General features: G+C 68.9%; 23 protein-coding genes and 3 pseudogenes. 22 read left to right on the top strand and 4 right to left on the bottom strand.

Going from position 1 to position 26,646, the window contains the following annotated elements; all coding sequences use genetic code 11:
- The first annotated feature begins 20 nt into the window (after positions 1 to 20).
- Complete coding sequence (locus ACWPN3_RS09480; protein ID WP_109095732.1) at positions 21 to 1,349, top strand: GH1 family beta-glucosidase; 1,329 nt, start codon at positions 21 to 23, stop codon at positions 1,347 to 1,349.
- Positions 1,350 to 1,366: 17 nt separating this feature from the next.
- Here the strand turns inward: ACWPN3_RS09480 and hutU are convergent, their stop codons facing one another.
- The 3 genes and pseudogenes from hutU to hutI form a co-directional block, all read right to left on the bottom strand.
- The gene (gene hutU / locus ACWPN3_RS09475; protein WP_492243100.1) at positions 1,367 to 3,049 is read right to left on the bottom strand and encodes a urocanate hydratase; all 1,683 of its coding nucleotides are present in this window, start codon (positions 3,047 to 3,049) and stop codon (positions 1,367 to 1,369) included.
- Between the two features lie 51 nt (positions 3,050 to 3,100).
- Positions 3,101 to 3,829, bottom strand: a complete 729-nt coding sequence (hutC, locus tag ACWPN3_RS09470) for a histidine utilization transcriptional repressor HutC (RefSeq protein WP_109095730.1) — start codon at positions 3,827 to 3,829, stop codon at positions 3,101 to 3,103.
- A pseudogene (gene hutI / locus ACWPN3_RS09465) lies at positions 3,826 to 5,081 on the bottom strand (imidazolonepropionase). Before hutI ends, hutC begins: the two are co-directional and overlap by 4 nt.
- 96 nt (positions 5,082 to 5,177) lie before the next feature.
- On the opposite strand from hutI, the pseudogene ACWPN3_RS09460 reads away from it, so the two are divergent.
- The 4 genes and pseudogenes from ACWPN3_RS09460 to ACWPN3_RS09445 form a co-directional block, all read left to right on the top strand.
- Positions 5,178 to 6,374: pseudogene (locus tag ACWPN3_RS09460) on the top strand (formimidoylglutamate deiminase); the annotation flags it as partial.
- Positions 6,375 to 6,548: 174 nt separating this feature from the next.
- Positions 6,549 to 8,088: pseudogene (gene hutH, locus ACWPN3_RS09455) on the top strand (histidine ammonia-lyase).
- The gene (hutG, locus tag ACWPN3_RS09450; protein WP_492243098.1) at positions 8,085 to 8,900 is read left to right on the top strand and encodes an N-formylglutamate deformylase; all 816 of its coding nucleotides are present in this window, start codon (positions 8,085 to 8,087) and stop codon (positions 8,898 to 8,900) included. Before hutH ends, hutG begins: the two are co-directional and overlap by 4 nt.
- Before the next feature lie 99 nt (positions 8,901 to 8,999).
- Complete coding sequence (locus tag ACWPN3_RS09445; protein WP_492243097.1) at positions 9,000 to 9,635, top strand: phosphatase PAP2 family protein; 636 nt, start codon at positions 9,000 to 9,002, stop codon at positions 9,633 to 9,635.
- A 4-nt stretch (positions 9,636 to 9,639) separates the two neighbouring features.
- On the opposite strand, the gene ACWPN3_RS09440 is transcribed toward ACWPN3_RS09445, so the two are convergent.
- Complete coding sequence (locus ACWPN3_RS09440; RefSeq protein WP_109095725.1) at positions 9,640 to 10,872, bottom strand: plasmid replication protein; 1,233 nt, start codon at positions 10,870 to 10,872, stop codon at positions 9,640 to 9,642.
- 815 nt (positions 10,873 to 11,687) lie between these two features.
- Between ACWPN3_RS09440 and ACWPN3_RS09435 the strand changes: the two genes are divergently transcribed.
- The 17 genes from ACWPN3_RS09435 (at position 11,688) to ACWPN3_RS09355 (ending at position 26,536) form a co-directional block, all read left to right on the top strand.
- A complete protein-coding gene (locus ACWPN3_RS09435; protein ID WP_492261291.1) occupies positions 11,688 to 11,939 on the top strand; it encodes a helix-turn-helix domain-containing protein in 252 nt (83 codons plus the stop codon).
- The gene (locus ACWPN3_RS09430; protein ID WP_492261290.1) at positions 11,923 to 12,477 is read left to right on the top strand and encodes a hypothetical protein; all 555 of its coding nucleotides are present in this window, start codon (positions 11,923 to 11,925) and stop codon (positions 12,475 to 12,477) included. Before ACWPN3_RS09435 ends, ACWPN3_RS09430 begins: the two co-directional genes overlap by 17 nt.
- Positions 12,474 to 13,124 carry a hypothetical protein gene (locus ACWPN3_RS09425; RefSeq protein ID WP_492243095.1) on the top strand — a complete coding sequence of 217 codons (651 nt, stop codon included), beginning with the start codon at positions 12,474 to 12,476 and terminating at the stop codon, positions 13,122 to 13,124. Before ACWPN3_RS09430 ends, ACWPN3_RS09425 begins: the two co-directional genes overlap by 4 nt.
- A 148-nt stretch (positions 13,125 to 13,272) precedes the next feature.
- Positions 13,273 to 13,935 (top strand): ParA family protein, encoded by a 663-nt coding sequence (locus ACWPN3_RS09420; protein ID WP_098738091.1) that lies wholly within the window; start codon positions 13,273 to 13,275, stop codon positions 13,933 to 13,935.
- Positions 13,932 to 14,501, top strand: a complete 570-nt coding sequence (locus ACWPN3_RS09415) for a hypothetical protein (protein WP_109095722.1) — start codon at positions 13,932 to 13,934, stop codon at positions 14,499 to 14,501. Before ACWPN3_RS09420 ends, ACWPN3_RS09415 begins: the two co-directional genes overlap by 4 nt.
- Before the next feature lie 55 nt (positions 14,502 to 14,556).
- The gene (locus ACWPN3_RS09410) at positions 14,557 to 15,483 is read left to right on the top strand and encodes a LysR family transcriptional regulator (RefSeq protein ID WP_109095721.1); all 927 of its coding nucleotides are present in this window, start codon (positions 14,557 to 14,559) and stop codon (positions 15,481 to 15,483) included.
- A 148-nt stretch (positions 15,484 to 15,631) separates the two neighbouring features.
- The gene (locus ACWPN3_RS09405) at positions 15,632 to 17,044 is read left to right on the top strand and encodes an ABC transporter substrate-binding protein (protein WP_492261289.1); all 1,413 of its coding nucleotides are present in this window, start codon (positions 15,632 to 15,634) and stop codon (positions 17,042 to 17,044) included.
- A gap of 141 nt (positions 17,045 to 17,185) precedes the next feature.
- Positions 17,186 to 18,052 (top strand): branched-chain amino acid ABC transporter permease, encoded by an 867-nt coding sequence (locus ACWPN3_RS09400; RefSeq protein WP_109049546.1) that lies wholly within the window; start codon positions 17,186 to 17,188, stop codon positions 18,050 to 18,052.
- Entirely contained in the window at positions 18,052 to 19,068 is a 1,017-nt protein-coding gene (locus tag ACWPN3_RS09395) for a branched-chain amino acid ABC transporter permease (RefSeq protein ID WP_492243094.1), read from the top strand. Before ACWPN3_RS09400 ends, ACWPN3_RS09395 begins: the two co-directional genes overlap by 1 nt.
- Entirely contained in the window at positions 19,065 to 19,784 is a 720-nt protein-coding gene (locus ACWPN3_RS09390; RefSeq protein ID WP_247872749.1) for an ABC transporter ATP-binding protein, read from the top strand. Before ACWPN3_RS09395 ends, ACWPN3_RS09390 begins: the two co-directional genes overlap by 4 nt.
- Before the next feature lie 4 nt (positions 19,785 to 19,788).
- Positions 19,789 to 20,562 carry an ABC transporter ATP-binding protein gene (locus ACWPN3_RS09385; protein ID WP_492243093.1) on the top strand — a complete coding sequence of 258 codons (774 nt, stop codon included), beginning with the start codon at positions 19,789 to 19,791 and terminating at the stop codon, positions 20,560 to 20,562.
- Between the two features lie 55 nt (positions 20,563 to 20,617).
- Positions 20,618 to 21,406: a putative hydro-lyase gene (locus ACWPN3_RS09380; RefSeq protein WP_109095717.1), complete on the top strand. Its 789-nt coding sequence runs from the start codon at positions 20,618 to 20,620 to the stop codon at positions 21,404 to 21,406.
- Positions 21,407 to 21,493: 87 nt separating this feature from the next.
- Positions 21,494 to 22,267, top strand: coding sequence for a substrate-binding periplasmic protein (locus ACWPN3_RS09375; protein ID WP_492243092.1), 774 nt, complete (start codon positions 21,494 to 21,496; stop codon positions 22,265 to 22,267).
- A 57-nt stretch (positions 22,268 to 22,324) separates the two neighbouring features.
- Positions 22,325 to 23,092, top strand: coding sequence for a 5-oxoprolinase subunit PxpB (gene pxpB, locus ACWPN3_RS09370; protein ID WP_109095715.1), 768 nt, complete (start codon positions 22,325 to 22,327; stop codon positions 23,090 to 23,092).
- Positions 23,089 to 24,111, top strand: a complete 1,023-nt coding sequence (locus ACWPN3_RS09365) for a 5-oxoprolinase subunit C family protein (protein WP_492243090.1) — start codon at positions 23,089 to 23,091, stop codon at positions 24,109 to 24,111. The genes pxpB and ACWPN3_RS09365 overlap by 4 nt, the downstream gene beginning before the upstream one ends.
- A 46-nt stretch (positions 24,112 to 24,157) precedes the next feature.
- On the top strand, positions 24,158 to 25,732 hold the full coding sequence (locus ACWPN3_RS09360) for a methyl-accepting chemotaxis protein (protein ID WP_492243089.1): 1,575 nt from the start codon (positions 24,158 to 24,160) through the stop codon (positions 25,730 to 25,732).
- A gap of 42 nt (positions 25,733 to 25,774) precedes the next feature.
- Positions 25,775 to 26,536: a LamB/YcsF family protein gene (locus ACWPN3_RS09355; protein ID WP_492243088.1), complete on the top strand. Its 762-nt coding sequence runs from the start codon at positions 25,775 to 25,777 to the stop codon at positions 26,534 to 26,536.
- Positions 26,537 to 26,646 lie beyond the last annotated feature (110 nt).

Genomic DNA, 26,646 nt, shown 5'->3' with positions numbered 1-26,646 from the left:
CTCCATTCGGGTGATCCGCCATGGCCGAACGTCCGGTTTTTCCCAAAGATTTCCTGTGGGGCGCCTCCACCTCCGCCTACCAGATCGAAGGCGGGGCCGAGGCCGACGGGCGGGCACCCAGCATCTGGGACAGTTTCTGCAAGCTGAAGGGCCGGGTCGACAACGGCGACAGCGGCGATGTCGCCTGCGACCATTACCACCGGATGCCGCAGGACGTCGATCTGATGGCGGAGCTGGGCTTGCAGGCCTACCGTTTCTCCGTCTCCTGGCCGCGGGTGCTGCCGCGCGGGCGCGGGGCGCCGAACGGCAAGGGGCTGGAGTTCTACGACCGGCTGATCGACCGGCTGCTGGACAGGGGCATCGAGCCCTGGCTCTGCCTCTACCACTGGGATCTGCCGCAGGCCTTGCAGGACATGGGCGGCTGGGCCAGCCGCGACAGCATCGGCTGGTTCGAGGATTATGCGGCGCTCTGCGCCCGGCGCTACGGCGACCGGGTCAAGCGCTGGGCCACCTTCAACGAGTTCTCGGTCTTCACCCTGTTCGGTTGGGCCTTCGGCTGGGGGGCGCCCAGCATCGCCGACCGCGCCACCCATCTGAAGGTGATCCACCACGTCAACCTCGCCCACGGCGCCGGGGTCGACGTGCTGCGGACGCTGGTGCCGGATGCCTCCATCGGCGCGGTGCACAGCGTCCAGCCGATGCGGCCGGAGACCGACCGGCCGGAGGATGTCGAGGCGGCGGCCCTGTTCGACGAGCATTGGAACCGCGCCTTCCCCGACGCGCAGCTGCTGGCCCATTACCCACGCCGCATCGCCGACGCCATCGAACCGTACGTGCAGCCCGGCGACATGGCGCGCATCGCCCGGCCGGTGGACTGGTTCGGGCTGAACCACTATGCACCGGTTTACGGCCGGCGGGACGACAGCCTGATCTGGGGTTTCGGCTTCGGCTCGCCGCCGACGGGAATGAAGCGGACGGCCATCGACTGGCCCTTTGACCCCGGCTGTTTCCGCGACACGCTGCTCGACCTGACGCGGCGCTACCGGCTGCCGATCTATGTGACGGAGAACGGCTACGGCACCAAGGCGGCGGAGACACCCGACGCCGAGGGCCGCGTGGTCGATACCGAGCGGCTGTCCTACCTCCAGGCCTACATCGCGGCGATGGCGGAGGCGAAGCGGCGGGGCGCCGATGTGCAGGGATATTTCGTCTGGTCGCTGCTGGACAATTTCGAATGGGGCGGTGGCTACGGCACGCGGTTCGGCATCGTCCGGGTCGATTTCGAAACCCAGGCGCGGATCCCGAAGGAATCCGCGCGCTGGTATTCGGATTTGATCCGGGGGGCGTGACCGCCCCCCTCCCCGCCTTACTTCAGAAACGGCAGGTTCAGCCCCTGCTCCTTGGCGCACTCGATGGCGATGTCATAGCCGGCGTCGGCATGGCGCATCACGCCGGTGGCCGGGTCGTTCCACAACACGCGCTCGACCCGCTTGGCCGCCGCGTCGCTGCCGTCGCAGACGATGACCATGCCCGAATGCTGCGAGAAGCCCATGCCAACGCCGCCGCCATGGTGCAGGCTGACCCAGGTCGCCCCGCTGGCGGTGTTCAGCAGGGCGTTCAGCAGCGGCCAGTCCGACACGGCGTCGGTGCCGTCCTTCATCGCCTCGGTCTCGCGGTTCGGGCTGGCGACCGAGCCGCTGTCGAGATGGTCGCGGCCGATGACGATGGGGGCCTTCAGCTCGCCCGACTTCACCATCTCGTTGAAGGCGAGGCCGAGGCGGTGGCGCTGCCCGAGCCCCACCCAGCAGATGCGCGCCGGCAGGCCCTGGAACTGGATGCGCTTGGCCGCCATGTCGAGCCAGTTGTGCAGGTGCGGATCGTCGGGGATCAGCTCCTTCACCTTGGCGTCGGTCTTGCGGATGTCCTCCGGATCGCCCGACAGGGCCGCCCAGCGGAAGGGACCGATGCCGCGGCAGAACAGCGGACGGATGTAGGCGGGGACGAAGCCGGGGAAGTCGAAGGCGTTCTCCAGCCCCTCCTCCTTCGCCATCTGGCGGATGTTGTTGCCGTAATCGACGGTCGGGATGCCCATGGCGTGGAAGGCCAGCATGGCTTCCACCTGCACCCGCATCGACTTGCGGGCGGCAGCGGCGACGGCGGTGGGCTGGCTTTCGCGGGCGCTCTCCCACTCCTCCAGCGTCCAGCCCTGCGGCAGGTAGCCGTTCACCGGATCATGGGCGGAGGTCTGGTCGGTGACGATGTGCGGCCGGGCCTTGATGTCGGTGCCGGCGCGGCGCGCCAGTTCCGGGAAGACGTCGGCGGCGTTGCCGAGCAGGCCGACGGAGATCGCCTCGCCCTTGGCACAGGCCTCGTTGATCCAGGCCAGCGCCTCGTCCAGGTCGGCGGTGTGGCGGTCGAGATAGCCGGTGCGGATGCGCATCTCGATGCTGCTGGGGCGGCATTCGACCGCCAGCATGCAGGCGCCGGCCATGGTGGCGGCCAGCGGCTGCGCCCCGCCCATGCCGCCCAGGCCGCCGGTCAGGATCCATTTGCCCTTCAGGTCGCCGTTGTAGTGCTGGCGCCCGGCCTCGACGAAGGTCTCGTAGGTGCCCTGCACGATGCCCTGGCTGCCGATGTAAATCCAGCTGCCGGCGGTCATCTGGCCGTACATCGCCAGACCCTTGCGGTCCAGCTCGTTGAAATGCTCCCAGGTCGCCCAGCGCGGCACGAGGTTGGAGTTGGCGATCAGCACGCGCGGCGCGTCGGCATGGGTGCGGAAGACGCCGACCGGCTTGCCCGACTGGACCAGCAGGGTCTCGTCGTCGTTCAGCGTCTTCAGCGCCGAGACGATGCGGTCGAAGCTCTCCCAATCGCGGGCGGCGCGGCCGATGCCGCCATAGACGACCAGCTCCTGCGGCCGTTCCGCCACGTCGGGGTCGAGGTTGTTCATCAGCATGCGCATCGGCGCCTCGGCGAGCCAGCTCTTGCAGCTCAGTTCGGGGCCGTGCGGGGCACGGATGACGCGCTGGTTGTCGAGGCGGGATGACATCGGTGGATGGCTCCTGGTGGGAGGGATGTGCGTTTCTAGGGTCGGTTCTTGCTAATGGGGCGGCAGCTGGAACCGCGCCCCCAGCCGGTACCGGCTGCCGGGATGGACCAGCATCGCCACCGTCACCACCCGACCCTGGACCCAGGTGCGGCGGGTCACGCGCAGGCAGGGCTCGGTGACGGGGATGTCGAGCAGGCGGGCGATCTCCGCCGTCGGCGACACCGCTTCGATGACGTGTTCCACCTGGGGCGAGGATTCCAGCCGGATCAGGTACTCGCCCGGCGTCTGGCGGGTGAAGTCCTGGTCGATATAGTCGGGTGCCACCGCCGGGTTGACCCAGCGTTCCTCCAGTTGGACCGGCACGTCGCTTTCGCTGTGGACGACGATGGAATGGAACAGCCTCGCCCCGACCGGCAGGTTGAAGCGGCGCGCCAGCCCGGCATCGGCGGCAACCGCGAGCAATCGCTCCACCCGGCAGGCATGGACGTTGCCGCGTTCGGCGATCTCGTCGGCGATGCTGCGCAGCTCCACCACGTCGGTGCTGGGCGGCCGTTCGGCGACGAAGGTGCCAAGCCCCTGGACGCGGGTCAGCAACCCCTCGTCGGTCAGGTCGCGCAGCGCGCGATGGACCGTCATGCGGCTGACCGAGAATTCCTCCAGCAGCTTATGCTCCGACGGGATCTGGAAGCCTTCGGGCCAGTCACCGGAGCTGATCCGGCGGCGGATGGCCTCCTTGATCTGGGCATAGCGCGGCTGGGCGGTGGAGATGGTGTCGCTCATGCGGCCCCCGCTTCGACGTGCGGCTTGCGGACCACCCCGCCATTGACCACCGCCATGCAGGGGTTGAGGCCGATGGCATAGGCCAGTTCCGCCGGATGCTCGATGCGCCAGACCGCCAGATCGGCGCGTTTGCCCGGCGCGATCACCCCACGGTCGTCCAGCCCCAGCGCCTTGGCCGCATGACGGGTGATGCCGGCCAGCGCCTCCGCCGGGGTCAGGCGGAAGAAGGTGCAGCCCATCGACAGCATCAGCAGCAGCGAGGTCACCGGCGAGGTGCCGGGGTTGTTGTCGGTGGACAGCGCCATCGGCACGCCATGGCGGCGCAGCAGCTCGATGGGCGGCATCTTGGTCTCGCGCAGAGCGTAGAAGGCGCCGGGCAGCAGAACCGCGACCGTGCCGGCCTTGGCCATCGCGGCGACGCCCTCTTCATCGAGATGTTCGATGTGGTCGGCCGACAGCCCGCCGAACTCCGCCACCAGCCGGGCGCCGCCGAGATTGCTGAGCTGCTCGGCATGCAGCTTCACCGGCAGGCCGAGCCGCTTCGCCGTCTCGAACACCCGGCGCGTCTGGGCGACGGAGAAGCCGATCCCTTCGCAGAAGGCGTCCACCGCATCGGCGAGGCCCGCTTCGGCGATAGCCGGCAGCGTCTCGGTGCAGATGCGGTCGATGTAGCCGTCCGCATTCCCCTTGAATTCCGGCGGCAGGGCGTGGGCGCCGAGATATGTCGTCCGCACCTCCACCGGGCGGACCTGGGCCAGCCGGCGGGCGACGCACAGCATGCGCGTCTCTGGTTTCGGTGTCGAGGCCATAGCCGGACTTGACCTCCACCGTCGTCACGCCCTCGGCCAGCAGGCTGTCCAGCCGCGGCAGGCTGGCGGCGAGAAGCTGGTCCTCGCTGGCGGCGCGGGTGGCGGTGACGGTGGACAGGATGCCGCCGCCGGCCCGCGCGATCTCCTCATAGCTGGCGCCGTTCAGCCGCATCTCGAACTCGCGGGCGCGGTTGCCGCCATAGACGAGGTGGGTGTGGCAGTCGATCAGGCCGGGTGTCATCCAGCCGCCCTGCCCCGACTGCACCTCGGTCGCCAGATCCTCCGGTGCGCCGGTCAGCTCGGTGCGCGGCCCAACATAAGCGATGCGGCCGTCCTTGATGCCCACCGCCGCGTCGGCGATGGCGCCATAGCCTTCCCCGTCGTTCATCGTCGCAACGGACAGGTCGATCCACAGGGAATTCCCACGGCGCACTGGTCGGCATCGGTTCGGCTCCTTCCTACAAGTTCGTGCAGCAACCCTCTTGGCATCAGGTTGCCTATACTTGTATAGTGTTGTCTATAATAGCGAGGGCGCCCTCATGAGCAACCTGTTTTTTGCCTCGGCGCTGCTGCCGGACGGCTGGGCGGAGGATGTGCTGGTCACGGTGGACGGCCGGGGCCGGATCGTTACGGCGACGCCCGGTTCCGCCTGCCCGGCCGATGCGGAGCGCTTTGCCGGGGCGGCGGTCGCCGGCATCGCCAATTTGCACTCCCACGCCCACCAGCGCGCCATCGCCGGGATGGGCGAATCCTCCGGCGAGGGCTCGGACAGCTTCTGGAGCTGGCGCGATGTGATGTACCGGGCGCTCGACCGCATGGAGCCGGAGGATTTCGAGGCGGTCGCCGCCCAGCTCTATGTGGAGACGCTGAAGGCCGGCTTCACCGCCATCGCCGAATTCCATTACCTGCACCACGACCGCGACGGCAGCGCCTATGCCGACCCGGCGGAGATGAGCCACCGCGCCATCGCCGCCGCAAGGACCGCCGGTCTGCCGATTGCGCTGCTGCCGGTGCTCTACAACGCGTCGGGCTTCGGCGGCACGCCGCCGACCTCCGGGCAACGCCGCTTCATCCATGACGGGGCAGGGTTCGACCGGCTGACCACGGCCCTGCGCCGCAGCTATGGCGACGCTGACGACGTGCAACTCGGCATCGCCCCGCATTCGCTGCGCGCCGTCCCCGACGAACTCCTGACCGAGACCGTCGCCGCCAACCCGCAAGGCCCGATCCACATCCACATCGCCGAGCAGCGCCGGGAGGTCGAGGACTGCGTCGCCTACCGCAGCCGACGCCCGGTGGAGCATCTGCTCGACACCCAGCCGGTCGATGGCCGCTGGTGCCTGATCCACGCCACCCACATGAATGACGCCGAGGTGGCGGGCGTCGCCGCCAGCGGCGCCATCGCCGGTCTGTGCCTGACAACCGAGGCCAATCTCGGCGACGGCTTCTTCGCCGCCCAATCCTATATGGCCCAGGGCGGGCGCTGGGGCATCGGCTCCGACAGCCACATCTCCGTCAGCCCGGTGGAGGAACTGCGCTGGCTGGAGTACGGCGCGCGGCTGACCAGCGAACGGCGCACCGTGCTGGCCGGCGGCCCCCGCCGCTCCACCGCCCGCCGGCTGGTCGAGGATGCCCAGGCCGGCGGCGCGCAGGCGACCGGCTTCGAGGCCGGGCGCATCGCCGCGGGCTTGCGCGCCGACATCGTCGTGCTCGACACCGACCACCCGCTACTGGCGGCGCAAATGGTATCCGGCGGCGACGCGCTGCTGGATGGCTGGATTTTCGCCGGAAACACTCCCCCTCGTCCGGGACGTGCTGATCGCCGGACGCGCCGTCGTCCGCGACCGCCGCCACCCGCGCGAGGACGAAATCGCCGAACGCTTCAAAAAGACACTTGGGAGACTTCTGGGATGAGCGAGACCATCACTCTGGTTCCGGGCGCGCTGTCGCTCGACACGCTGCGCAGCATCTACCGCGACCGTCCGGCCCTGACGCTCGACCCGGCGGCCTATCCGCGGATGGAACGCTCGCGCGCCCTGATCGACCGGATCGCCGGCGGCGACGAGGCGGTCTACGGCGTCAACACCGGCTTCGGCAAGCTCGCCCACACCCACATCGCGGCCAGCGATCTGGAAAAGCTCCAACGCAACCTGATCCTGTCGCATGCCACCGGCGTCGGTGCCCCGCTGGCCGATGGCGTGGTGCGGCTGATCCTGGTCATCAAGGCGGTCAGCCTCGCCGTCGGCGCCTCGGGCGTCCGGCCGGCGCTGGTCGACGCGCTGCTGAAGCTCTATGAGGCCGACGTGCTGCCGGTGGTGCCGGGCAAGGGCTCCGTCGGCGCCTCGGGCGATCTGGCGCCGCTGGCCCATCTCTGCGGCGTGCTGCTCGGCATCGGCCATGTCCGGGTGAAGGGCGAGACGCTGCCGGCGGAAGAGGGTCTGCGCATCGCCGGGCTGCCGGTCTTCGACCTGAAGGCCAAGGAGGGTCTCGCCCTTATCAATGGCACACAGGTCTCGACCGGTCTGGCGCTCGCCGGCCTGTTCGAGATCGAGCGCACCTTCAAGGCGGCGCTGGTCGCCGGCTCCCTATCGGTCGAGGCCGTGATGGGCAGCCATCGTCCGTTCGACGCCCGCATCAGCGCGCTGCGCGGCCAGCCCGGCCAGATCGCCGTTGCCGCCGCCTTCCGCGACATGCTGGCCGGCAGCGAGCTGAACGCCAGCCACCAGGGCCCCGACTGCCACCGGGTACAGGATCCCTACAGCCTGCGCTGCCAGCCGCAGGTGATGGGCGCCGTGCTCGACCAGATGCGGCAGGCCGCGCGCACCCTGGTGATCGAGGCCAACGGCGTCACCGACAACCCGCTGGTGCTGGTCGACACCGACGAGGTGCTGTCCGGCGGCAACTTCCATGCGGAACCTGTGGCGATGGCCGCCGACCAGCTCGCCATCGCCGCGTCGGAGATCGGTGCGCTCGCCGAACGCCGCATCGCCATGCTGATCGACACCACCATCAGCGGCCTGCCGCCCTTCCTGGTCGCCGAACCGGGGCTGAACTCCGGCTTCATGATCGCCCATGTCACCGCCGCCGCGCTGGCGTCGGAGAACAAGACGCTCGCCCACCCGGCAAGCGTCGACAGCCTGCCGACCTCCGCCAACCAGGAGGACCATGTCAGCATGGCGACCTTCGCGGCGCGCCGGCTGGGCGACATCGCCGGCAATGTCGCCGACATCGTCGGTATAGAGCTTTTGGCCGCGATTCAGGGTCTGGAGTTCCATCGCCCGCTGAAGACCACGGAGCGGCTGGAGCAGGCCATCGCCACCATCCGTGCCCAGGTGCCGCGTTACGAGGTCGACCGTTACTTCGCCCCGGATCTCGGCCGCCATCGGTACCCTGGTGCGCGACGGGTCGCTCGACCATCTGATGCCGGTATCCCTGGAGACCGCACAATGACCGACACCATCTTCGATCTGGAGCGAGGCGACGGGCCGCTGGTCATCAGCATGCCCCATTGCGGCACGGACCTTTTCCCAGGTCTGGCCGAGCGGCTGACGGACGAGGCGCTGACCCTGCGCGACACCGACTGGCACATCCCGCGCCTGTACGGCTTCGCCAAGGACATGGGCGCCACGCTGCTCAGCGCCCGCTATTCCCGCTATGTCGTCGACCTCAACCGCGCCTCGACCGGCGAGAGCCTCTATCCCGGACAGGCGACCACCGGCCTCTGCCCGGACGTGATGTTCGACGGCACGCCGCTCTACCGCGACGGCCAAGCCCCCGACGAGGCCGAAGTGGCGCAGCGGGTCGAGGCCTATTGGCACCCCTACCACGATGCGCTGGCGGCGGAGCTGGAGCGGGTGAAGGCACGGCATGGCTTCGCCCTGCTCTATGACGCCCATTCGATCCGCAGCCATGTGCCGCGGCTGTTCGACGGACGCCTGCCCGACCTCAATCTGGGAACGGCGCGCGGCGCCAGCATCGATCCGCAGCTGGCCGCCCAGGTCGTCGCGGCGATGGAGAGCGCCGCGGCGGCGGAAGGCTTGACCTGCGTCACCAACGGCCGCTTCGTCGGCGGCCACATCACCCGCGCTTATGGCCAGCCGGCGAACGGCGTCCACGCCATCCAGATGGAACTGGCGCAGGACCGCTACATGGACGAGGAGGCGCCGCCCTTCGCCTATCGCCCGGACCGGGCTTCAAGCCTGCAGCGGGTGCTGACCGCACTGCTGAACGCCTTCGCCGGCTGGCGGCCAGCACAGGGCTGACAGAAGCCGACAGGCACGTGGGGGCGGGGAACCGCCCCCGCATCCGCCGCGTTCCCCTGCTGCGCCGGTTTTCGCGGCGCGGCATGCAGGGGACCGGCGTTGAGCGACATCATCCAACAGAATGTTGAGCAGGGCGGCATCGAGAATCCGGGCGGCGGCATCGGCTATGGCGGGCGGCCCGCACCGGCGGTGCTTCAGCCGGCTCTGACGGCGGTCGATGCGCTCGACGCCCAGGTCCACGACATCGTCACCTGCGATCCGGGACCGATGAGCCGGGTGCTGGCAAGCGCGGGCCATTACGTCATAAAGCGGCCGGTCCTGATCCCCAGCTTCGCCATCGCCGGACTTGTCGGACTGCTGACCGGACAGGAGGATCTGCGCCGCGCCGGCAGTGTCGGCGTCCTCGGGCTGGTGGCGACGGCGACGGCCAGCCGCTCCATCAAGCGCTACGTCAAGCGCCGCCGTCCCGACGAATGCGAGCCGCGGCAGCGGCCGGGCAAGAAGATCAGCGCCCGCTCGCTACCGTCCGGCCATGCGGGAAGCGCCTTCGCCGCCGCGACCGCGCTCGCCACGGTCAGCCGGTCGCCGGCACAAAGCCTGATGATCTACGGCGCCGCTGCGGCGATGGCCAGCGGCCGGGTGGTCAAGCACCGCCATTGGGCGTCCGACGTGCTGGCCGGCGCCCTGCTGGGGACCGCCATCACGCTGGTGGCGCGCCGCCTGCTGGCACGCTGAGCGGCTATTTCTTCGGCAGCGGCAGGCTGGCCTGTTCGGCCTTCGCCGGATCGGCCAGCCGCTTGGCGCGCTTGTTGCGCATTTCCGCCACCTCGCCGGCCTTCAACGGCACGAAGCCGTCGGGCCGCATGGCGTTGCCGACGATCTGCTTGAGCAGGTCGATGTTGGTGATCTGCACCCGGCGGCCGCGGCGGACCTGATCGAGGAACTTCTGCGACGGCGTCAGCACATAGTCGATGGCGTCGATGCGCTTGCCGACCTTGGTGTATTCCTTGTCGGCGATGTCGAGGATGCCCTCGTCCACCAGGGCGTCTACCGCGGAGGTCACCACGCGCAAGGTGTCGCGGCGGCGCGACCACTCGTTCATGCCGCTGTTCTTGATGATCTCGTCGGCGCTGATCGACACCGGCTTCGCCTCGTCGTCGGCGGTGTCGTACTCGATGGACAGGCGGTTGTAGAGCCAGCGCGACACCGGCGACTTCAGCTTCATCAGCCAGGCGTAGGAGACCGGCTTGAACTCCAGGTCGCGGATGGCGGCGGAGACCAGCGGGTTGAACTCCAGATAGGTCTCCTCGACCCCACCGTCCTCATCGACCAGATCGGGGCGCGAGCGGATCGCCAGCACCGGGAAGGCGGTCGATTCCAGCAGGTTCTGCCCGCGGCTCTTCTTGCCCGGCTCGGCGCTGCCGCCGGTTGAGATGATGATGCGCGAACGGGCCAGAATGGTCAGGGATTCGCGGATGTCCTGGATCGACAGGGTGTGGTTGACCGCCCGCAGCTCCCGCTGGATCTCGTAGAGGCTGAAGCGCATCTGCACCTTGTCGCGGTTCTCGCCGGTCAGAGACAGGCGCGAGCGGTCCATGGCGAGGCGGCGGACGACCTGCTCCACCACCTGTTCGCGCTCCGACGGGAAGATCTCCACTTCGACCAGATCCGGACCGGCGCCGGGGGCGCGGTCGTCCTTCTTGGCGGTGCTGAGCCGGTCGATACGGGCGGGCTGGACGGTCAGGCGGTAATTGCGGCCGCGGAAGGCGAACTCGCGCCGCACCGACTTGATGAAGTTGTCCTTGGTGACCAGCTCGCCCTTGTCCTTGGCGGCCTTTTCCTTGTCGTTGTCGCGGGAGACGAAGACGAAGCGCGGCGCCAGATCGTAGAGCGCGATCAGGTGCGATTGCGAACGGTCTTCCAGCTCGAACAGGATGAGCTGTGCGGCGCTGGTCGGGGCCATCTTGGTCATGAACGTCTCCGGATGTCGGGAGTAACCATGGCGCGGCGGACCCGCCGGTGCAACAGAACGCAGTGAGTTTACCGCATCCGGGATGGAGCGACAGCCCGCGGATATGGTGTGGCACCCCGCGATGATGGAGCAACGGCCCGCGGTCATGGAGCGATAGCCCGCGATTGCCGCCCGGACGCGGCATCGCCGGGGCCGAACTCCGCGAGCCCTTGAAGAATCGGGGAGAATCGGCCCCGCCGGCCGGGAATCGCGGCGAGGCGAACCGCGGGCTGCCGCTCCATAGGGGGCGGATGCGGATCGCTTCGGCACCGGATTGCCCGCGATTCACACCATCGCCACGGCATCGCCGGCCAATCGCGGGCTGTTGCTCCAGGTTCGCGGGCTGCGGGCCGCCGGCAATCGCGGGCAATCGCTCCACATCCGCGGCCAAAGGCGCCAGGATCCCGATTCGGCGCGGCATCGCCGGCCAATCGCGGGCCGATGCTCCATGGTCGCGGGCAGGGGCTTTACGGTCGCGGGCTGTCGCTGACCATCCGCGGGCTGCGGCTTCATGGAGTGCGAGCCCGCGATTCGACTCTTCCGCCGACCGCTCCGAATCCTCCGCACCAATCGCGACGGCCGATCATGCGGCCAATCTTGCGCCAATCTCGCGTCCAGGGGCGCGGAGGAGTATCGCCACAGATGACAAACAGGACCGCAAGCCTGCACCCCGGCGGGCAAAACCCCACCCGGCAAACGCACACCGGACAGAATCGCTGGGCCGGATCCCGGCCTGGTGGCTCGACCACCCCGACCTCGACGCCGATGGCCTCGCCGTGCTGGCGGCGCTCAGCACCTACGCCGACGAGGCGGGGGTGTGCTGGCCGTCGCAGGCGACGCTGGCCGACAAGCTGAAACGCAGCCGGCCGACCGTCAACCGGATCCTGGGCCGGCTGGAGGCGCTCGGGCTGGTCGGCATCGAACACCGCCGCTCGGCCAATGGCGGGCGTCTCGAGCTGCCGCTACCGGCTGGCGCTGATCGCGTCGGGCGGGGCGCAGGACGGTGCAGGGGTGGACATCCCCGCTAACTCGTCCACGAACTCCCCCTGTTCAGCCACGAGTCAGGAACAGCCTGAACCAGAACAGATTCCTGACACGCTCCACCGGCGTGCGGACAAGGGCACGTCGTGCATCCCTGCCGATGCCGCCGAACCGGTCGCCGCCAAGCCGGTTGTCCCCGATTGGGCGCCTCCCCCGGCCGACCGGCAATGGGCGGCAGAGCGCTTTCCCGACCTCGACATCGACAGCCATGCCGAACGCTTCGTCCTGCAATGCCGGGCCCATGGCTACCGCTACCGGGATCCGGCCGCGGCGTGGCGATCCTGGCTGCTGCAGGACGCCGGCCGTATGGCGCAACAGCCCGCGGCAAGCGCCCGCGGACCGAACAGCCGCGGGCCGGACGAGCGCACAGCGCGGACCACGCCCCGCACTGCCGCCTCCGGGCCGAATTCCGCCGCCAACGCCGAACAACGCCTGTCGGCCTGGGCCAGCGTTGCCGCCCGCCTGAACCACACGCCGCCGAACACAGGGTCGAACACACCCGCCACCCCCTGGGGGATCGCATGAGCAACCTGCACCAGTTCCCCACCACCTCCTCTGCGGCTGCCGCACCGCCCGGCCTGCCGCTGCCCTTCGACCCGGCGATGGCGCCGGCCCTGCGCAACCGGATGCTCCGCGAAGCCTTGCCGGAACCGTTGCAGCGCCTTCTCGACCGCGGACAGGTCGGACGCCACAGCCGTTTCACCGAAGACGGCTTCGCCGATGTCGTTGAGGACTGGACGCCACCGGACGGGGTGACGCCGCGCCATGCCGCACTGGCCCGCCACGCTCTGTCGGAGATCGCCGATACCATCCTGGCTCCGGCATCGGCCAACCATTTGCTGGGGCGGGTGCTGGCTCTGCTGAGCCATTTTCCGGCAAAGGCGACCAGCCCGGAGGTGGAGCAATTGCTCGCGATGGACTGGGCCGACGATTTGGGCGAGTTCCCGGCCTGGGCCATCGATCAGGCGGCACGCCGGTGGCGGCGTACCCGCAAATGGCGGCCGAGCATTGCCGAGATCCGCGCCTTGTGCGAGGAGGCCTGTGCCGAGGAAAATGCCCTTGCCGCCCGGCTGCGCGCCATTGCCATGGCGGGCGAACGGGCCGGGGAGACCGGCTGCGCGACCGGTGCGGTGCGTCCGGTGCTGGCGTCGGCCATGCGCCGTATGCGATGATGGTGCGGTTTTCTGTCTTAGGTGTTCCGCCTGTGGCCGGGGCGACACCCTGTCCGGATGCTGCGAAGTTAAGACATGTCTTAGATTTGCGCCACGGCCTGGCTTTGGTAAAAGGGGCCATCAGCCGATGGCGATAAGGGGCACGGGAATGAGCAACGACACGGGACACGTGCCGGTGAAGCGCTTGCTGGTCAATGGTCCGAAGGGCGGGATCGGCAAGACGACGCTCAGCCGCAACATCGCGGTTGCGGCGGCGCTCGACGGATGCGCGGTGGCGACGCTCGACCTCGATCCGCAGCGCAGTCTGACCAAATGGTTCGCCAAGCGGCCGGACGGCATGGCGTCCATCACCCATTTTGAGGCGGGCATGACGCCGCTCGACATCCGGGCGGCCCTGGACGGCATCGCGGGGTTCGACCTGCTGGTCATCGACACGCCGCCGTCGATCGAGGACCACCCGGAGGAATTCAAGCTGCTGGCCCTGTCGTCCGACTTGATCGTCGTGCCGACCGGCCAGAGCGACGACGATCTGGACTCCGTCCGGCCCTGGATGCGCTTCGTCCGCCGCTATGGCAAGAACGCGGCTTTCGTGATGAACCGCGTCAAGCCGCGCACCCGCGGCTTCACCGAGGCGCAGCGCAAGCTGCTGGGCGACGGCCGGATCTGCCCGGTCGAGGTTCCCGACTACGAGGACATCCAGTTCACCGCCGGCCGCGGTCTCGGCCTGCTGGAGCTGAAGGGGGGCAAGGGGGCCGAGCATGTCGCCGGTGTCTGGGCCTTTGTCCGCCATGAACTGGAGCTGGCGCAATGAGCGGGTTCAAGCAGGTTTCCAAGGCCCAGGCCCGTCGCCACATCGCGGTGGACGAGCGGATCGAGCGCATGTCGGAGGCGACGGTCGACCTCGTCCGGCGCGAGGAGTTCGTCCAGGAAATCTCCACCCTCTGGCGCAGCGCGCAGGAGAAGTTCCTGCTGATCGGCCGCTATCTGGTCCAGGCGCGGGCGCGGCTGCCGCATGGCGAGTTCCAGGCGATGGTCGAGAACGAGCTGCCCTTCGGCTATCAGGTCGCCTACCAGCTGCGCATGGTGGCGGAGGCGGTGGACAGCGGTCGGCTGCCGGGGGCGAAGCTGCCGCCCAGCTACGCCACCGTCTACCAGCTTGCCACCCTGACCGGCGAGCAGCTGCGGCTGGCCGACCAGAGCAACCTGATCCGGCCCGACGTGACCCGGCCGGAGATTGTCCGGTTCAAGCGCGACCTGCGGAACCGCGCCCTCGACCATGTCAGCCGCCGCGAGGCGCTGGAGGCCGAACGCGACCGGCTGCGGGAACGGCTGGCGGTGATCGAGGTTGAACTGGCGGCGCTGGACGAGCGGGACTGACAGGGCTGCGGCGATTGTACGGCGTGCGATGATCCGGGACGGGGATGGGTGAGGCATGCTGGACCTGAAGTCGCTGGAGATCTTCATCTGGACGATGCGGCTCGGCGGGTTCCGCCGGGCGGCGGAGCGGCTGAACACCACACAGCCCGCCATCTCCGCCCGCATCGCCCAGCTGCAGGACGAATTGGGCGTCGTCCTGTTCGACCGCGTCGGCCGGCGGGTGGCGCCGACGCCGCAGGCGATGGTGCTGTTGACCTATGCCGAGAAGATGATGGCGCTCAAATCGGAGCTGCTGACCGCGGTGGCCGACCGCAGCGCCATCCGCGGCGTCATCCGGCTGGGCGTGGCGGAGACGGTGGTCCACACCTGGCTCAGCCAGCTGATCGAACGGTTGAACGCCCTCTACCCTGCGGTGTCGCTGGAGATCGAGGTCGAAACCTCGCCCAGCATGCGCGATGCGCTCGCCCGGCACGAGCTGGACGTGGCGGTGATGCTGGCCTCCTACACCGACGTGCGGTTCCGGTCGGTCCCGGTCGGCAGTTATCCGCTGGGCTGGGTGGTCAGCCCGTCCCTGCCCCTGCCGGAGGAGCCGGTGTCGCTGCGCGATCTGGCGGCCTGGCCGATCATCACATTTTCCCGCACCACCCAGCCCTATGGCGTGATCCGCGAGATGTTCTCCTCCGTCGGATTGCAGGTGCGGATGTTCGGAAACAGCTCGCTCGCCAGCGTCGTCCGCATGGCGGTGGACGCGGTGGGCGTCAGCGTCATCCCGACGGTGATCGTCCAGCGGGAACTGGCGGAAGGCCGGTTGCGCCTGATCCGCTCGCAGGCGCCCTTGCCCGGAATGACCTTCTGCGCCGCCCATTCCGCCACGGCGGAGAACCACATGGCGTCGGTGGTCGCGGATCTGGCCGCCGCGGTGGCTGCCGAATACGAGGCGGCCACCGGCAACGAGGCGCCCCGCATATCAGCAGACGATTGATCGTCTCCGCTTATCAATCCAGATCAAAACTTACGATTGGACGGACCCAAGACTGTTCGTGGCATCATCCTGTTCAGAAGGCGCAAACGACCAGCCGCAAAGGCAGGCGCCGCAAGCCACCAAGGCACCGAACAGAGGAGATTTCACGATGCGGTTCGCGCCAGCGATCACCGAACCCACCCGCCTGCCCAAAGGCAGCCTCCCCAGCCGCCGCCAGACGATCAAGCGCCTGCTTGCCGCGGCGGCCCTGCTGACCACGACCGCGCTGACCGGCATCGGCCTCGACATCGCTCCGGCCCATGCCGAGGACGAGATCCGCATCGGCGTGATCTATCCGCTGACCGGTGCCGCCGCCTCCACCGGCGTCGAGCTGAAGGCCGCCGCCGAACTGGCCGCGGCCATCGTCAACAAGGAAATCCCGGCCCCGCCGGGTCTGGTCGCCGGCATTGGCCTGCCGAACCTGAAGGGTGCGAAAATCAAGCTGATCTTCGGCGACCACCAGGGCAACCCGCAGGTCGGCGCCACCGAGGCCGAGCGCCTGATCACCAGCGAGAAGGTCGTGGCGCTGACCGGCGCCTATTTCTCCAACGTCACCGCCACCGCCAGCCAGGTCGCCGAACGCTATGGCGTGCCCTTCCTGAACGGCGAATCCTCCTCGGCCTCGCTGACCCAGCGCAAGTTCAAATGGTTCTTCCGCACCACGCCGCATGACGACCTGTTCGTCGGCAACTTCTTCACCTTCCTCGGCGACATGGAGAAGAAGACCGGCGACACGCTGCGCAGCGTCGCGCTGTTCAATGAGAACACGCTGTGGGGCAACGAGACGACCAAGCTTCAGGTGAAGCTGTCGGAGGAGCAGAAGTTCACCATCGCCGAGAAGATCCTCTATCCGGCGAAGACGACGCAGATGACGTCGGAGGTGCAGCGCATCAAGGCCGCCGCCCCGGCGGTCATCATGCAGTCCAGCTATCTCGGCGACGCCATCCTGTCGATGAAGACCTACAAGGAGCTGGGCTTCCTGCCGAAGATGCTGCTGGCCAACGATGCCGGCTTCAACGACAGCGAGTTCCTGAAGACCATGGGCAAGGATGGCGAGTTCGTCATCAGCCGCGAGGTTCTGGGCGCTCGATCAGGCCGAGCGCAACCCGCTGATCAAACAGGTCAACGAGCTGATGCAGAAGCGGTCGGGCGTGAACTTCAACGGCAACTCGGCCCGCGCCTTCACCGGCATCGCCGTGCTGGCCGACGCGCTGGACCGTGCCGGCTCGACCAAGCCCGACGCGATCCGCGAGGCGCTCCAGAAGACCGACATCCCGGCCAGCGGCCTGATCATGCCGTGGAAGGGCGTCAAGTTCGACGCCAGCGGCCAGAACGAGTTGGGCACCGGCATCATCGTCCAGGTCCAGGGCGGCCAGTATGTGACGGTGTGGCCGTTCGACGTGGCGACCAAGCCGGTCGTCTACCCGATGCCCGCCTGGGACGGCCGCTGAGGTTGCATTCTTTCAATTGGGGCTTTGATCAGCGCGCCCGCAATCCCCTCTCCCCCCGGGGAGAGGGTTAGGGTGAGGGGGATGCATGGCGGGACCTTCGGGATCGCCACGCCGCGCGTCCCCCTCACCCCGGCCCTCTCCCCGGGGGAGAGGGGGATATGCCGCTTGTCAAATCTCTTCCGGCCCACCCTGACCGCAAAAAGGGTGCTGCAATGACCGCAGACATTCTCTTCCAAGTGCTCGTCTCGGGCCTCCTGATCGGGCTGATCTACGCCCTGGTCGCGGTCGGTCTGACGCTGATCTTCGGCGTGATGGACATCGTCAATTTCGCCCATGGCGAATTCCTGATGCTGGGCATGTATGCCAGCTTCTGGGCCTTCGCCCTCTTCGCCATCGACCCCATCGTGGCGCTTCCCCTGACGGCGCTGCTGCTGTTCGCGGTCGGCGTCATCGTCTACCAGACGGTGATCCGCCGCATCCTGAAGGCGCCGATGCTGTCGCAGATCTTCGCGACCTTCGGCTTGATGATCCTGCTGCGCGGTCTGGCGCAGTTCTTCTGGAAGCCGGACCACCGGCTGATCCCGCACAGCCTCGTCAGCGGCAACGTCGCCTTCGGTCCGGTGCAGTTCGGCCTGCCCCAGTTCGTCGCCGCGCTCGGGGCCGTCGGCGTCACCGGTGCCTTGTGGATGTTCCTGCACCGCACCCGGCTCGGCACCGCGCTGGAGGCCACCGCCATCGACCGTGAGGCGGCCACCCTGATGGGCATCGACGGCCAGAAGATGTTCGCGCTCGCCTGGGGCATCGGCGCGGCCTGCGCCGGTCTGGCCGGCGGGCTGATCGCCACCTTCTTCCCGATCTTCCCGGAGGTGGGGTCGAACTTCATCCTGATCGCCTTCGTGGTGGTCGTGCTGGGCGGCTTCGGCAGCGTCACCGGCGCCTTCCTGGCCGGCATCATCGTCGGGCTGATCGAGGTGCTGGGCGGCTTTCTGGTCGGCCCGGAATACAAGACCGCCATCGTGCTGTCGCTGCTGCTGATCGTACTGCTGGTGCGTCCGCGCGGCCTGCTGGGGAAAGCCTGATGACGACCGGAACCAATGTTTCCCGTAAGATGGCCGGCACCGCCGCCCTGCTGGCGCTCGCCGCCGTCCTGCCGCTGGCGGTCACCGAGCCGTCGCAGCAGAACTTCCTGATCCTGATCCTGATGGGCGCCCAGATGGGCGTCGCCTGGAACATCGTCGGCGGCTATGCCGGACAGGTCTCGCTCGGCCATGCGGTGTTCTACGGCATCGGCGCCTACACCTCGACCATGCTGCTGCTGACGCTGGGGCTGACGCCCTGGATCGGCGCGCTCGCCGGCGGGCTGGTGGCGGCGGCCTTCGCGCTCGTCATGGGCTGGCCCTGCTTCCGGCTGAAGGGGCATTATTTCGCCATGGCGACGATCGCGGTGGCGGAGATCATGCAGATCCTGGTCACCAACAGCGACGCCCTCGAAGGGGCCGTCGGCCTCTACCTGCCGATGGACCAGAGCGGCTGGGGCGTGCTGATCTTCCTGTCGAAGCTTCCCTACTACTACGTCATCCTCGGCCTGCTGGTGCTGACGGTGCTGGTGTCCTGGGCCATCGAGCGCAGCCACATCGGCTATTATTTCCGCGCCATCAAGGACGAGCCGGAAGCGGCCCGCGCGCTGGGCGTCAGCCTGACCCGCTACAAGCTGATCGCGCTGACGGTGTCGGCCTTCCTGACCGCGATGGGCGGTAGCTTCTACGCCCAGAAGGAGATGTTCATCGATCCGGGTTCGGTGTTCGCCGGGACGATCTCGATCAAGATTGCGCTGATCGCCATCCTGGGCGGGGTGGGCCGGCTGACCGGCCCGGTGCTGGGCGCGGTCATCCTGATCACCATCGAGGAATACAGCCGCACCCTGTTCGGCAGCACCGGTTCCGGCACCGACATGATCATCTACGCCGCCATGATCATCCTGGTCGCCGTGTTCAGCCCGTCCGGCGTGCTGGGGCTTCTGGGCGACCTGCGGCGCCACCTGCCGGGAGCAAAGCCGGCCGAGGTCGAAACCAGCGCCAAGGAGATCCGCCCGTGAACACCGCCCCCCTGCTTGCCGTGGACGGCCTGGGCAAGGCCTTCGACGGTCTGGTCGCCAACCGCGACATCAGCTTCGTCGTCCATCATGGCGAGATCATCGGGCTGATCGGTCCGAACGGCGCCGGCAAGACCACCCTGTTCAACTGCCTCGCCGGCTTCCACACCCCGACCACCGGCCGCATCGCCTTCGAAGGCCACGACATCACCGGCTCGACACCGGAATCGGCGGCAGCACTCGGCATCGCCCGCACCTTCCAGATCGTCCGCGTCTTCCAGTCGATGACGGCGCTGGAAAATGTCATGGTCGGCGCCATGCTGCGCAACAAGCGGGTGTCCGAGGCGCGCGAGCGGGCGGAGGACGAGCTGGCCTTCGTCGGCCTGTCGCACCGGGCGGACACCCCGGCGTCGGACCTGACGGTGTCGGAACAGAAGCGGCTGGAGGTCGCCCGTGCGCTCGCCACCGAACCGAAGCTGATCCTGCTGGACGAGGTGATGGCCGGTCTCAACCCGACCGAGGTGCGCGAGGCCTCTGCCCTGGTCCACCGCATCCACCAGCGCGGCATCGCCAGCATCATCGTCGAACATGTGATGGAGGGCATCATGCCCATCGCCCACCGGATGCTCGTTCTCGATTACGGTGCCAAGATCGCCGACGGCACGCCGGCCGAGATCGCCGAGAACCCGGCGGTCATCGCCGCCTATCTGGGGGAATGAGACGATGCTGCAACCGACGCTGTCCCAACCGGTCCGCCCCGTCGCCGTCTCTGTCGCACCCGCAGGCGAGGCGATGCTGCAGGTCCGCAACATCCAGTCCAGCTACCGCCGCGTCCCCGCCATCCGCGACATCAGCCTGACCCTGAACCGGGGCGAGATCGTGGCACTCGTCGGCGGCAACGGCAACGGCAAGTCGACCACGCTCCGTGCCGTCGCCGGGCTGAACGCGCTCGACGGCGGCTCGATCCTGCTGAAGGGCCAGGACATTTCGTCCGTTCCCGCCCACGAGCGGGTGAAGCGCGGGCTGGTGCTGGTGCCGGAAGGCCGCCGCCTGTTCCCCCGCCTGACGGTGGAACAGAACCTGATGCTGGGCGGCTTCACCACCGGCGATGCGGCCAAACGCGAGCAAACGCTCCAATTCGCCTACGACACCTTCACCGTGCTCGGCGAACGCCGCCGCCAGCAGGCCGGCACCCTGTCGGGCGGCGAACAGCAGATGCTGGCGATGTGCCGCGGCCTGATGAGCCAGCCCGACCTGCTGATGCTCGACGAACCCTCCTGGGGCGTCGCGCCCAAGCTGGTGACCCGCATCTTCGAGACCATCCAGCTGATCCGCCAGCGTGGCATCACCGTGCTGCTGGTCGAACAGAACGTCCACCGCGCGCTGGAGATCGCCGACCGCGGCTATGTCATCCAGACCGGCCGCGTCGTGATGGAAGGCAGCGGCCAGGACCTGCTCGGCAACGACGAGGTGCGGCAGGCGTATCTGGGCATGTGAGAAGTTCTTCCATCGACGAACGCCATCCTCCCAACTCCTTTTCCGGACCATCCCCATGACGACCACTCCGCTCACCGCCGCCGCCGAACGCCTGCGCATCCGCAGCGGCGCCAACAGCGGCCAGACCGCCGGCCTCGCCCCCGGCCATGTCCAGGCCAACCTCGCCATCCTGCCGGCCGACTGGGCCGGCGACTTCCTGCGCTTCTGCCAGGCGAACCCGCGGCCCTGTCCGCTGCTGGCGGTGTCGGAGGTCGGCGACCCGCGCCTGCCGACGCTGGGCCATGACATCGACATCCGCACCGACGTGCCGCGCTACCGCGTCTATCGCGACGGCGTGCTGTCAGCCGAGCCGACCGACATCGGCGACCTGTGGCAGGACGATTTCGTCGCCTTCCTGATCGGCTGCTCCTTCTCCTTCGAGGAGGCCCTGCTGGCCGACGGGCTGCCGGTGCGCCACATCGCGATGAACCGCAATGTGCCGATGTACGAGACCAACATCCCCTGCACCCCGGCCGGCCGCTTCAGCGGCAACATGGTGGTGTCGATGCGGCCGATGGTGCCGAAGGACGCCATCCGCGCCATCCAGATCACGTCGCGCTTCCCGTCGGTGCATGGCGCGCCGGTGCATTTCGGCGACCCGGCCGCCATCGGCATCCGCGACATCGCCCACCCGGAACATGGCGAGGCGGTCCCCATCGAGCCCGGCGAGGTGCCGGTCTTCTGGGCCTGCGGGGTGACGCCACAGGTCGCGATCCGCACCGCCCGCCCGCCCATCGCCATCACCCACAGCCCCGGCGCGATGCTGATCACCGATCTGCTGAACACGCACCTGTCGGTGCTCTGACCGCTCCTCTCCCCCGCTTCATCCCCTGCGATACCGGCCGCCGCGCGGGCATTCCGCCCCCTTGCGGACACGGTGGAGGCTTGCCCGATGCAGACCCCGTTTTCCGTCCGCCTGCTCTCTTCCAGCGTTCTGGGCTCCGTTCTCCTGCTGACCGCCGCCGCGGCGCCGGCCTCGGCCGACCAGCTGCGCATGGTGGCGCTCAGCTTCCCGCCGCTGATCTATGACGATGGCGGCAAGCCGGCCGGCATCGCCTACGACATCGTGACCGAGGCGATGAAGGCCGCCGGCCATAGCGTGACGGTGGAGATCATGCCCTGGGCCCGCGCGCTCGACACCGTGCGCGACGGCGGGGCGGACGCCGTCTTCACCGCCTACAAGACGCCGGAGCGCGAGCAGTTCCTGAATTACTCGACCCAGGTGCTGGTGCCGCAGGTGGTCTCGCTGTTCGTGGCGAAGGACAGCGCCGTCAGCTTCGACGGCGACCTGTCCAAGCTGGCCGACCACAAGTTCGGCGTGGTCAACCAGATCAGCTACGGCTCCATCGTCGACGACGCCATCAAGACCGGCGTGCTGCCGGCGGTGGAGAAGTCGAACGACAGCGACAGCAACGTGAAGAAACTGGTCTCCGGCCGGTTCGAGGTGATGCCCAGCAACCGCTATGTCGCGCAGTATTTCCTGAAGCAGGCCGGCGCCCTGGACAAGGTCAAGGAACTGACCCCGGCGGTGCAGGACATCCCCAGCTACATCGCCTTCACCAAGGCGCGCGACACCGCAAAGCTGCGCGACGAATTCGACGCCGGGGTCGCGGCGATGAAGGCCAGCGGCGCCTACCAGCAGATTTTGGACAAGTACGCCCGCTGAAAAACGCCCGCTGACCGGCGGTCGCCTTCCCCTTCGACCAGCTTTCGAGAATCCGCCATGAGCGTGACCACCCCGGTCCCGGCCCCCGTTCTGCGGGCGGCCGGGGACAGTGCCCTGATCGTCGAACTGGGCGACGGCATCGCCCCGGATCTGAATGCCGCCGTCCACCGGCTCGACCGCCGCATCGCCGACGCCCGGCTGCCGGGCATCGTTGAGACGGTACCGACATACCGCTCGATCCTTGTGCAGTTCGATCCGGCGGTGACGGCGGCGGAACCGCTGGGCCAAGCCCTGCTCGGGCTGGCGACAGAGATGACGCAGGCGGCGGCGGAACCGCAGCTGCGCTGGATTGTGCCGGTCTGCTTCGGCGGTGCCCATGGCGAGGATCTGGACGAGGTGGCCCGCCGCTGCGGCCTCGGCACGGAGGAGGTGGTGCGGCTGCACTGCACCGCCGACTACCGGGTCTACATGCTGGGCTTCTCGCCCGGCTTCGCCTATCTCGGCGGGTTGCCGGAGATGCTGCACCAGCCCCGGCGCGAGAACCCGCGCATGGTCACACCGGCGGGCAGCGTCATGCAGGGCGGGGCACAGGCGGCGATCTCCCCCATCGCCATGCCCAGCGGCTGGCATCTGCTCGGCCGCACCCCGGCCCGGACATTCGATCTCAAGAGGGAACCGCCCTTCCTGCTGGCCCCTGGCGACCGCATCCGCTTCACCGCGATCAGTGCTGCCGAATATGACCGGCTGGACGGCATCAGCGGCTATCTGCCGGACTGCGAAACAGTAACGCCGTCCATCGCCCTGATGCAGGGAGCTGCCGCATGACCACCCATCTGCGCGTCGCGGCCGCCGGTCCCAGCTCCACCATCCAAGACCGCGGCCGGGTCGGCTATCAGCGCTACGGCGTCTCGGTCGCCGGGGCGGCCGATCCGCTGCTGCATGCCGCTGCCAACGCCCTGCTCGGCAATCGGCCGGGGGAGGGGGCGGTGGAGTTCACCCTGGCCGGCGACAGCGTAACGGTCGAGGGCGGGCCGGTGCGCATCGCCGTCGCCGCCGATGCGGAGCTGACGGTGGACGGCGACCCGGTGCCGGGCTGGACCAGCCTGCGTCTGACCGACGGCCAGACCCTGCGCATCGGGCACTTGCGCAGCGGCATGCGCGGCTATTGGGCGGTGGAAGGCGGCTTCGCGCTCCAGCCGGTGCTGGGCAGCGTCGCCACCCACATACGCAGCCGTATGGGTGGTCTGGAAGGTGGCGCGCTGAAGGCCGGCGACCGGCTGCCGCTGGCCCTCGACCAGGCGGCGGACCGGGGCGAGCATTGCCTCGACCCCTCCCTGCTGCCGGCGCGGGGAGGGCGGCTGCGCGTCATGCTGGGTCCGCAGCAGGAGTATTTCACCCCTGCCGGTATCGAAGCCTTCCTTGAAGAGGATTACACCGTCAGCCATGAGGCCGACCGCATGGGCTGCCGGCTGGACGGCCCCGTCATCGAGCATGCCCGCGGCTTCAACATCACGTCGGACGGCATCCCGCTGGGCGCCGTGCAGGTTCCCGGCACCGGGCGGCCCATCGTGCTGCTGGCCGACCGCCAGACCACCGGCGGCTATCCCAAGATCGCCTGCGTCGTCGGGCCGGACGTCGCGGCGCTGGCGCAGATGCGGCCCGGCGAGCGGCTGCGCTTCGCCGCCGTCGACGCGGCGGAGGCCGGGCGCATCCAGGCCCGCCATCGCGAGTTGGTGGACGGCTTGCCGGCACTCCTGCAATCGGCCGGCGGCTTCGCGCTCTACGACAGCGGCCGGCTGCTCGGCTTCAACCTGATCGGCGGCGCTGTCACCGGCTGGGACTGATCTTTCGCTTTCCAACGCCCCAAAACCCACAGATGGAGTGGACCTGATGCTGCAGCGTGTGGGCCGTACCCTTGCCATGCGTGTCGTCGTTCCCATCGCCCTGATGGTTACGGTCATCAGCGCGACCGGCATAGCCGCCGTCGTCACCGTCAACCGCGAGGATGCCCGCAGCGCACTGCAGGACAAGGCGGCGGTCACCGTCCGCGTCATCGCCGGCGGGCTGGCGGAGCCGCTGTGGAACGTCGATGCCGAATCCGCCGCGGCACAGCTGGCGGCACTCACCAACGATCCCGACTATCTCGGCAGCCGGGTGCTCGATCCCAAGGGACAGGTCTTCGCCAAGAGCGGCACCGTGTCGGACGGCGACCCGTCGGTGCTGGTCCGCAATGCCGACATTCTGCGCAAGGCCGGCAGCCGGATGGACAAGCTCGGCACCGTGGAAATCCACCTGTCGCCCCGCCGGGCCGAACGTCAGGCGGCGGAGCGGGCGTGGCTGCTGGCCGGCGGCGGGCTGGCGGCGCTGGTCGCGCTGTGCGGCGTGCTCTTCCTGATGGTGCGCGGCGCCACCCGGCCCATCGTCCGCCTGACCGGGGTGATGACCCGGCTGGCCGCCGGCGAGGGCGCGGTCGATGTGCCGTCGCTCGACCGCCGCGACGAGATCGGCCGCATGGCCGCAGCCGTCCAGGTCTTCAAGGAGCAGGGCGCCGCCAAGCAGAGGCTTGAGACCGAACAGGTTGAACTGCGCCGGCAGGCCGAGGCGGAGCGGCATGCCGCCATCGCCGCGGTCGCCGACGATTTCGAGCGGCGCGTCGGCAGCAGGCTGGGCGAGGTGATGCGCACGACCGACGGCATGGGGCTCGCCACCCGCAGCCTTGCCGGGGTGGCGGACCACAACGGGCAGGTCAGCCGGCAGGCCGCCGGCAACGCCGCGGCGGTGAATGCCTCGGTCGACGGCATGGCCGCGGCGGTGGACGAGCTTGTCGCCTCCATCCGCGAGATCTCGGCCCAGGCCCAGCATTCGCAATCCATCGCCGACGAGGCGTCGCGCCGCGCCGGCCGCGCCACCGATCAGGTGGCCGGGCTGGTCCAGGCGTCGGACCGGGTGTCGGCGGTGGTGACGCTGATCCACGCCATCGCCAAGCAGACCAATCTGCTGGCCTTGAACGCCACCATCGAGGCGGCACGCGCCGGAGAGGCCGGCAAGGGCTTCGCCGTGGTAGCCGGCGAGGTGAAGGCGCTGGCGACCCAGACCGCCAAGGCGACCGAGGACATCGAGACGCAGATCCGCGCCATCCAGGGCTCCACCGGCTCCGCCGCCGCCGAGATCGTCGAGATCGCCCGCGTGGTGGAGAGCCTCAGCCAGATCAGCGCCTCCATCGCCGCGGCGGTCGAGGAGCAGAACGCCGCGACGGCGGAGATCGGCCGCGGCGTCAGCGAAGCCGCCCAGGGCGTGCGCGCCCTGCTGGGCGACGTGAATGCCACCTCCGAGGTGGCCGGACAGACCGGCGACGCCTCTGCGCAACTCGACACTGCCGCCGGCATGCTGACCGACCAGATGGGGGCGATGCGCAGCGAGGTTGCCGGCTTCATCCATTCCCTGCGACAGTCGGATGCGGCGTGAGAACGCCGGGGTCTTCCGACGATTGAACGAGCGAGAAACGCCATGCCGAGCATCGATCTGAACTGCGACATGGGGGAAGGGTACGGCGCCTGGACCATGGGCGACGACCGGGCGATGCTGGACATCGTCACCTCCGCCAACATCGCCTGCGGCTTCCATGCCGGCGATCCCACCATCATGGCCGACACCGCCCGGCTGGCGGGGGAGAAGGGGGTCCGCATCGGCGCCCATCCCGGTTTCGAAGACCGCTCCGGCTTCGGCCGCCGCGTCATGCGCGGCATCACGGCGACGGAGGTCGAACGGCTGGTCGCCTATCAGGTCGGCGCGCTCCAGGCCTGTGCCGCGCTGTCGGGCCGGCAGGTGACCCATGTGAAGCCGCACGGCGCCCTCTACAACATGGCGGCGGTGGAGCCGGATCTGGCCGGCGCCATCGCCCGCGCCGTCAAGGCGGTGGATCCCGCCCTGCTGTTCGTCGTCCCGCCGCTGAGTGCCATGGAGCGTGCCGGCCAGGATCTGGGCCTGCGCGTGGCGCGCGAGGCCTTCGCCGACCGCACCTATGAGGATGACGGCACCCTGACGCCGCGCACGGTGGCCGGATCGGTGATCCACGACCCGGAACTGGCGGCGGCCCGTGTGGTGCGGATGGTGCTGGACGGGGCGGTGGAGAGCCGCCACGGCACCCGGCTGCCCATCGTGGCCGACACCATCTGCGTGCATGGCGACACGCCGACCGCCGTCGCCATGGCGGCGACCGTCCGCCGCGCGCTGGAGGCGGCAGGGGTGACGGTGAGCGCGGTGGTCTAGCCACTGCTGCTTGCCAGGGCAGCCGTCCCGATCTGACGCTTCCCGCATGACGCGAGTCACTCGAACTTTTTGCATCGCAGCATGCAAAGAGCGGGTCACAGTTTTGTCAG

The organism is Azospirillum sp. UENF 111221, assembly GCF_058780625.1.
The sequence above is the reverse complement of the archived record's forward strand: the minus strand, read 5'-3'. Positions and strand labels throughout refer to the sequence as shown.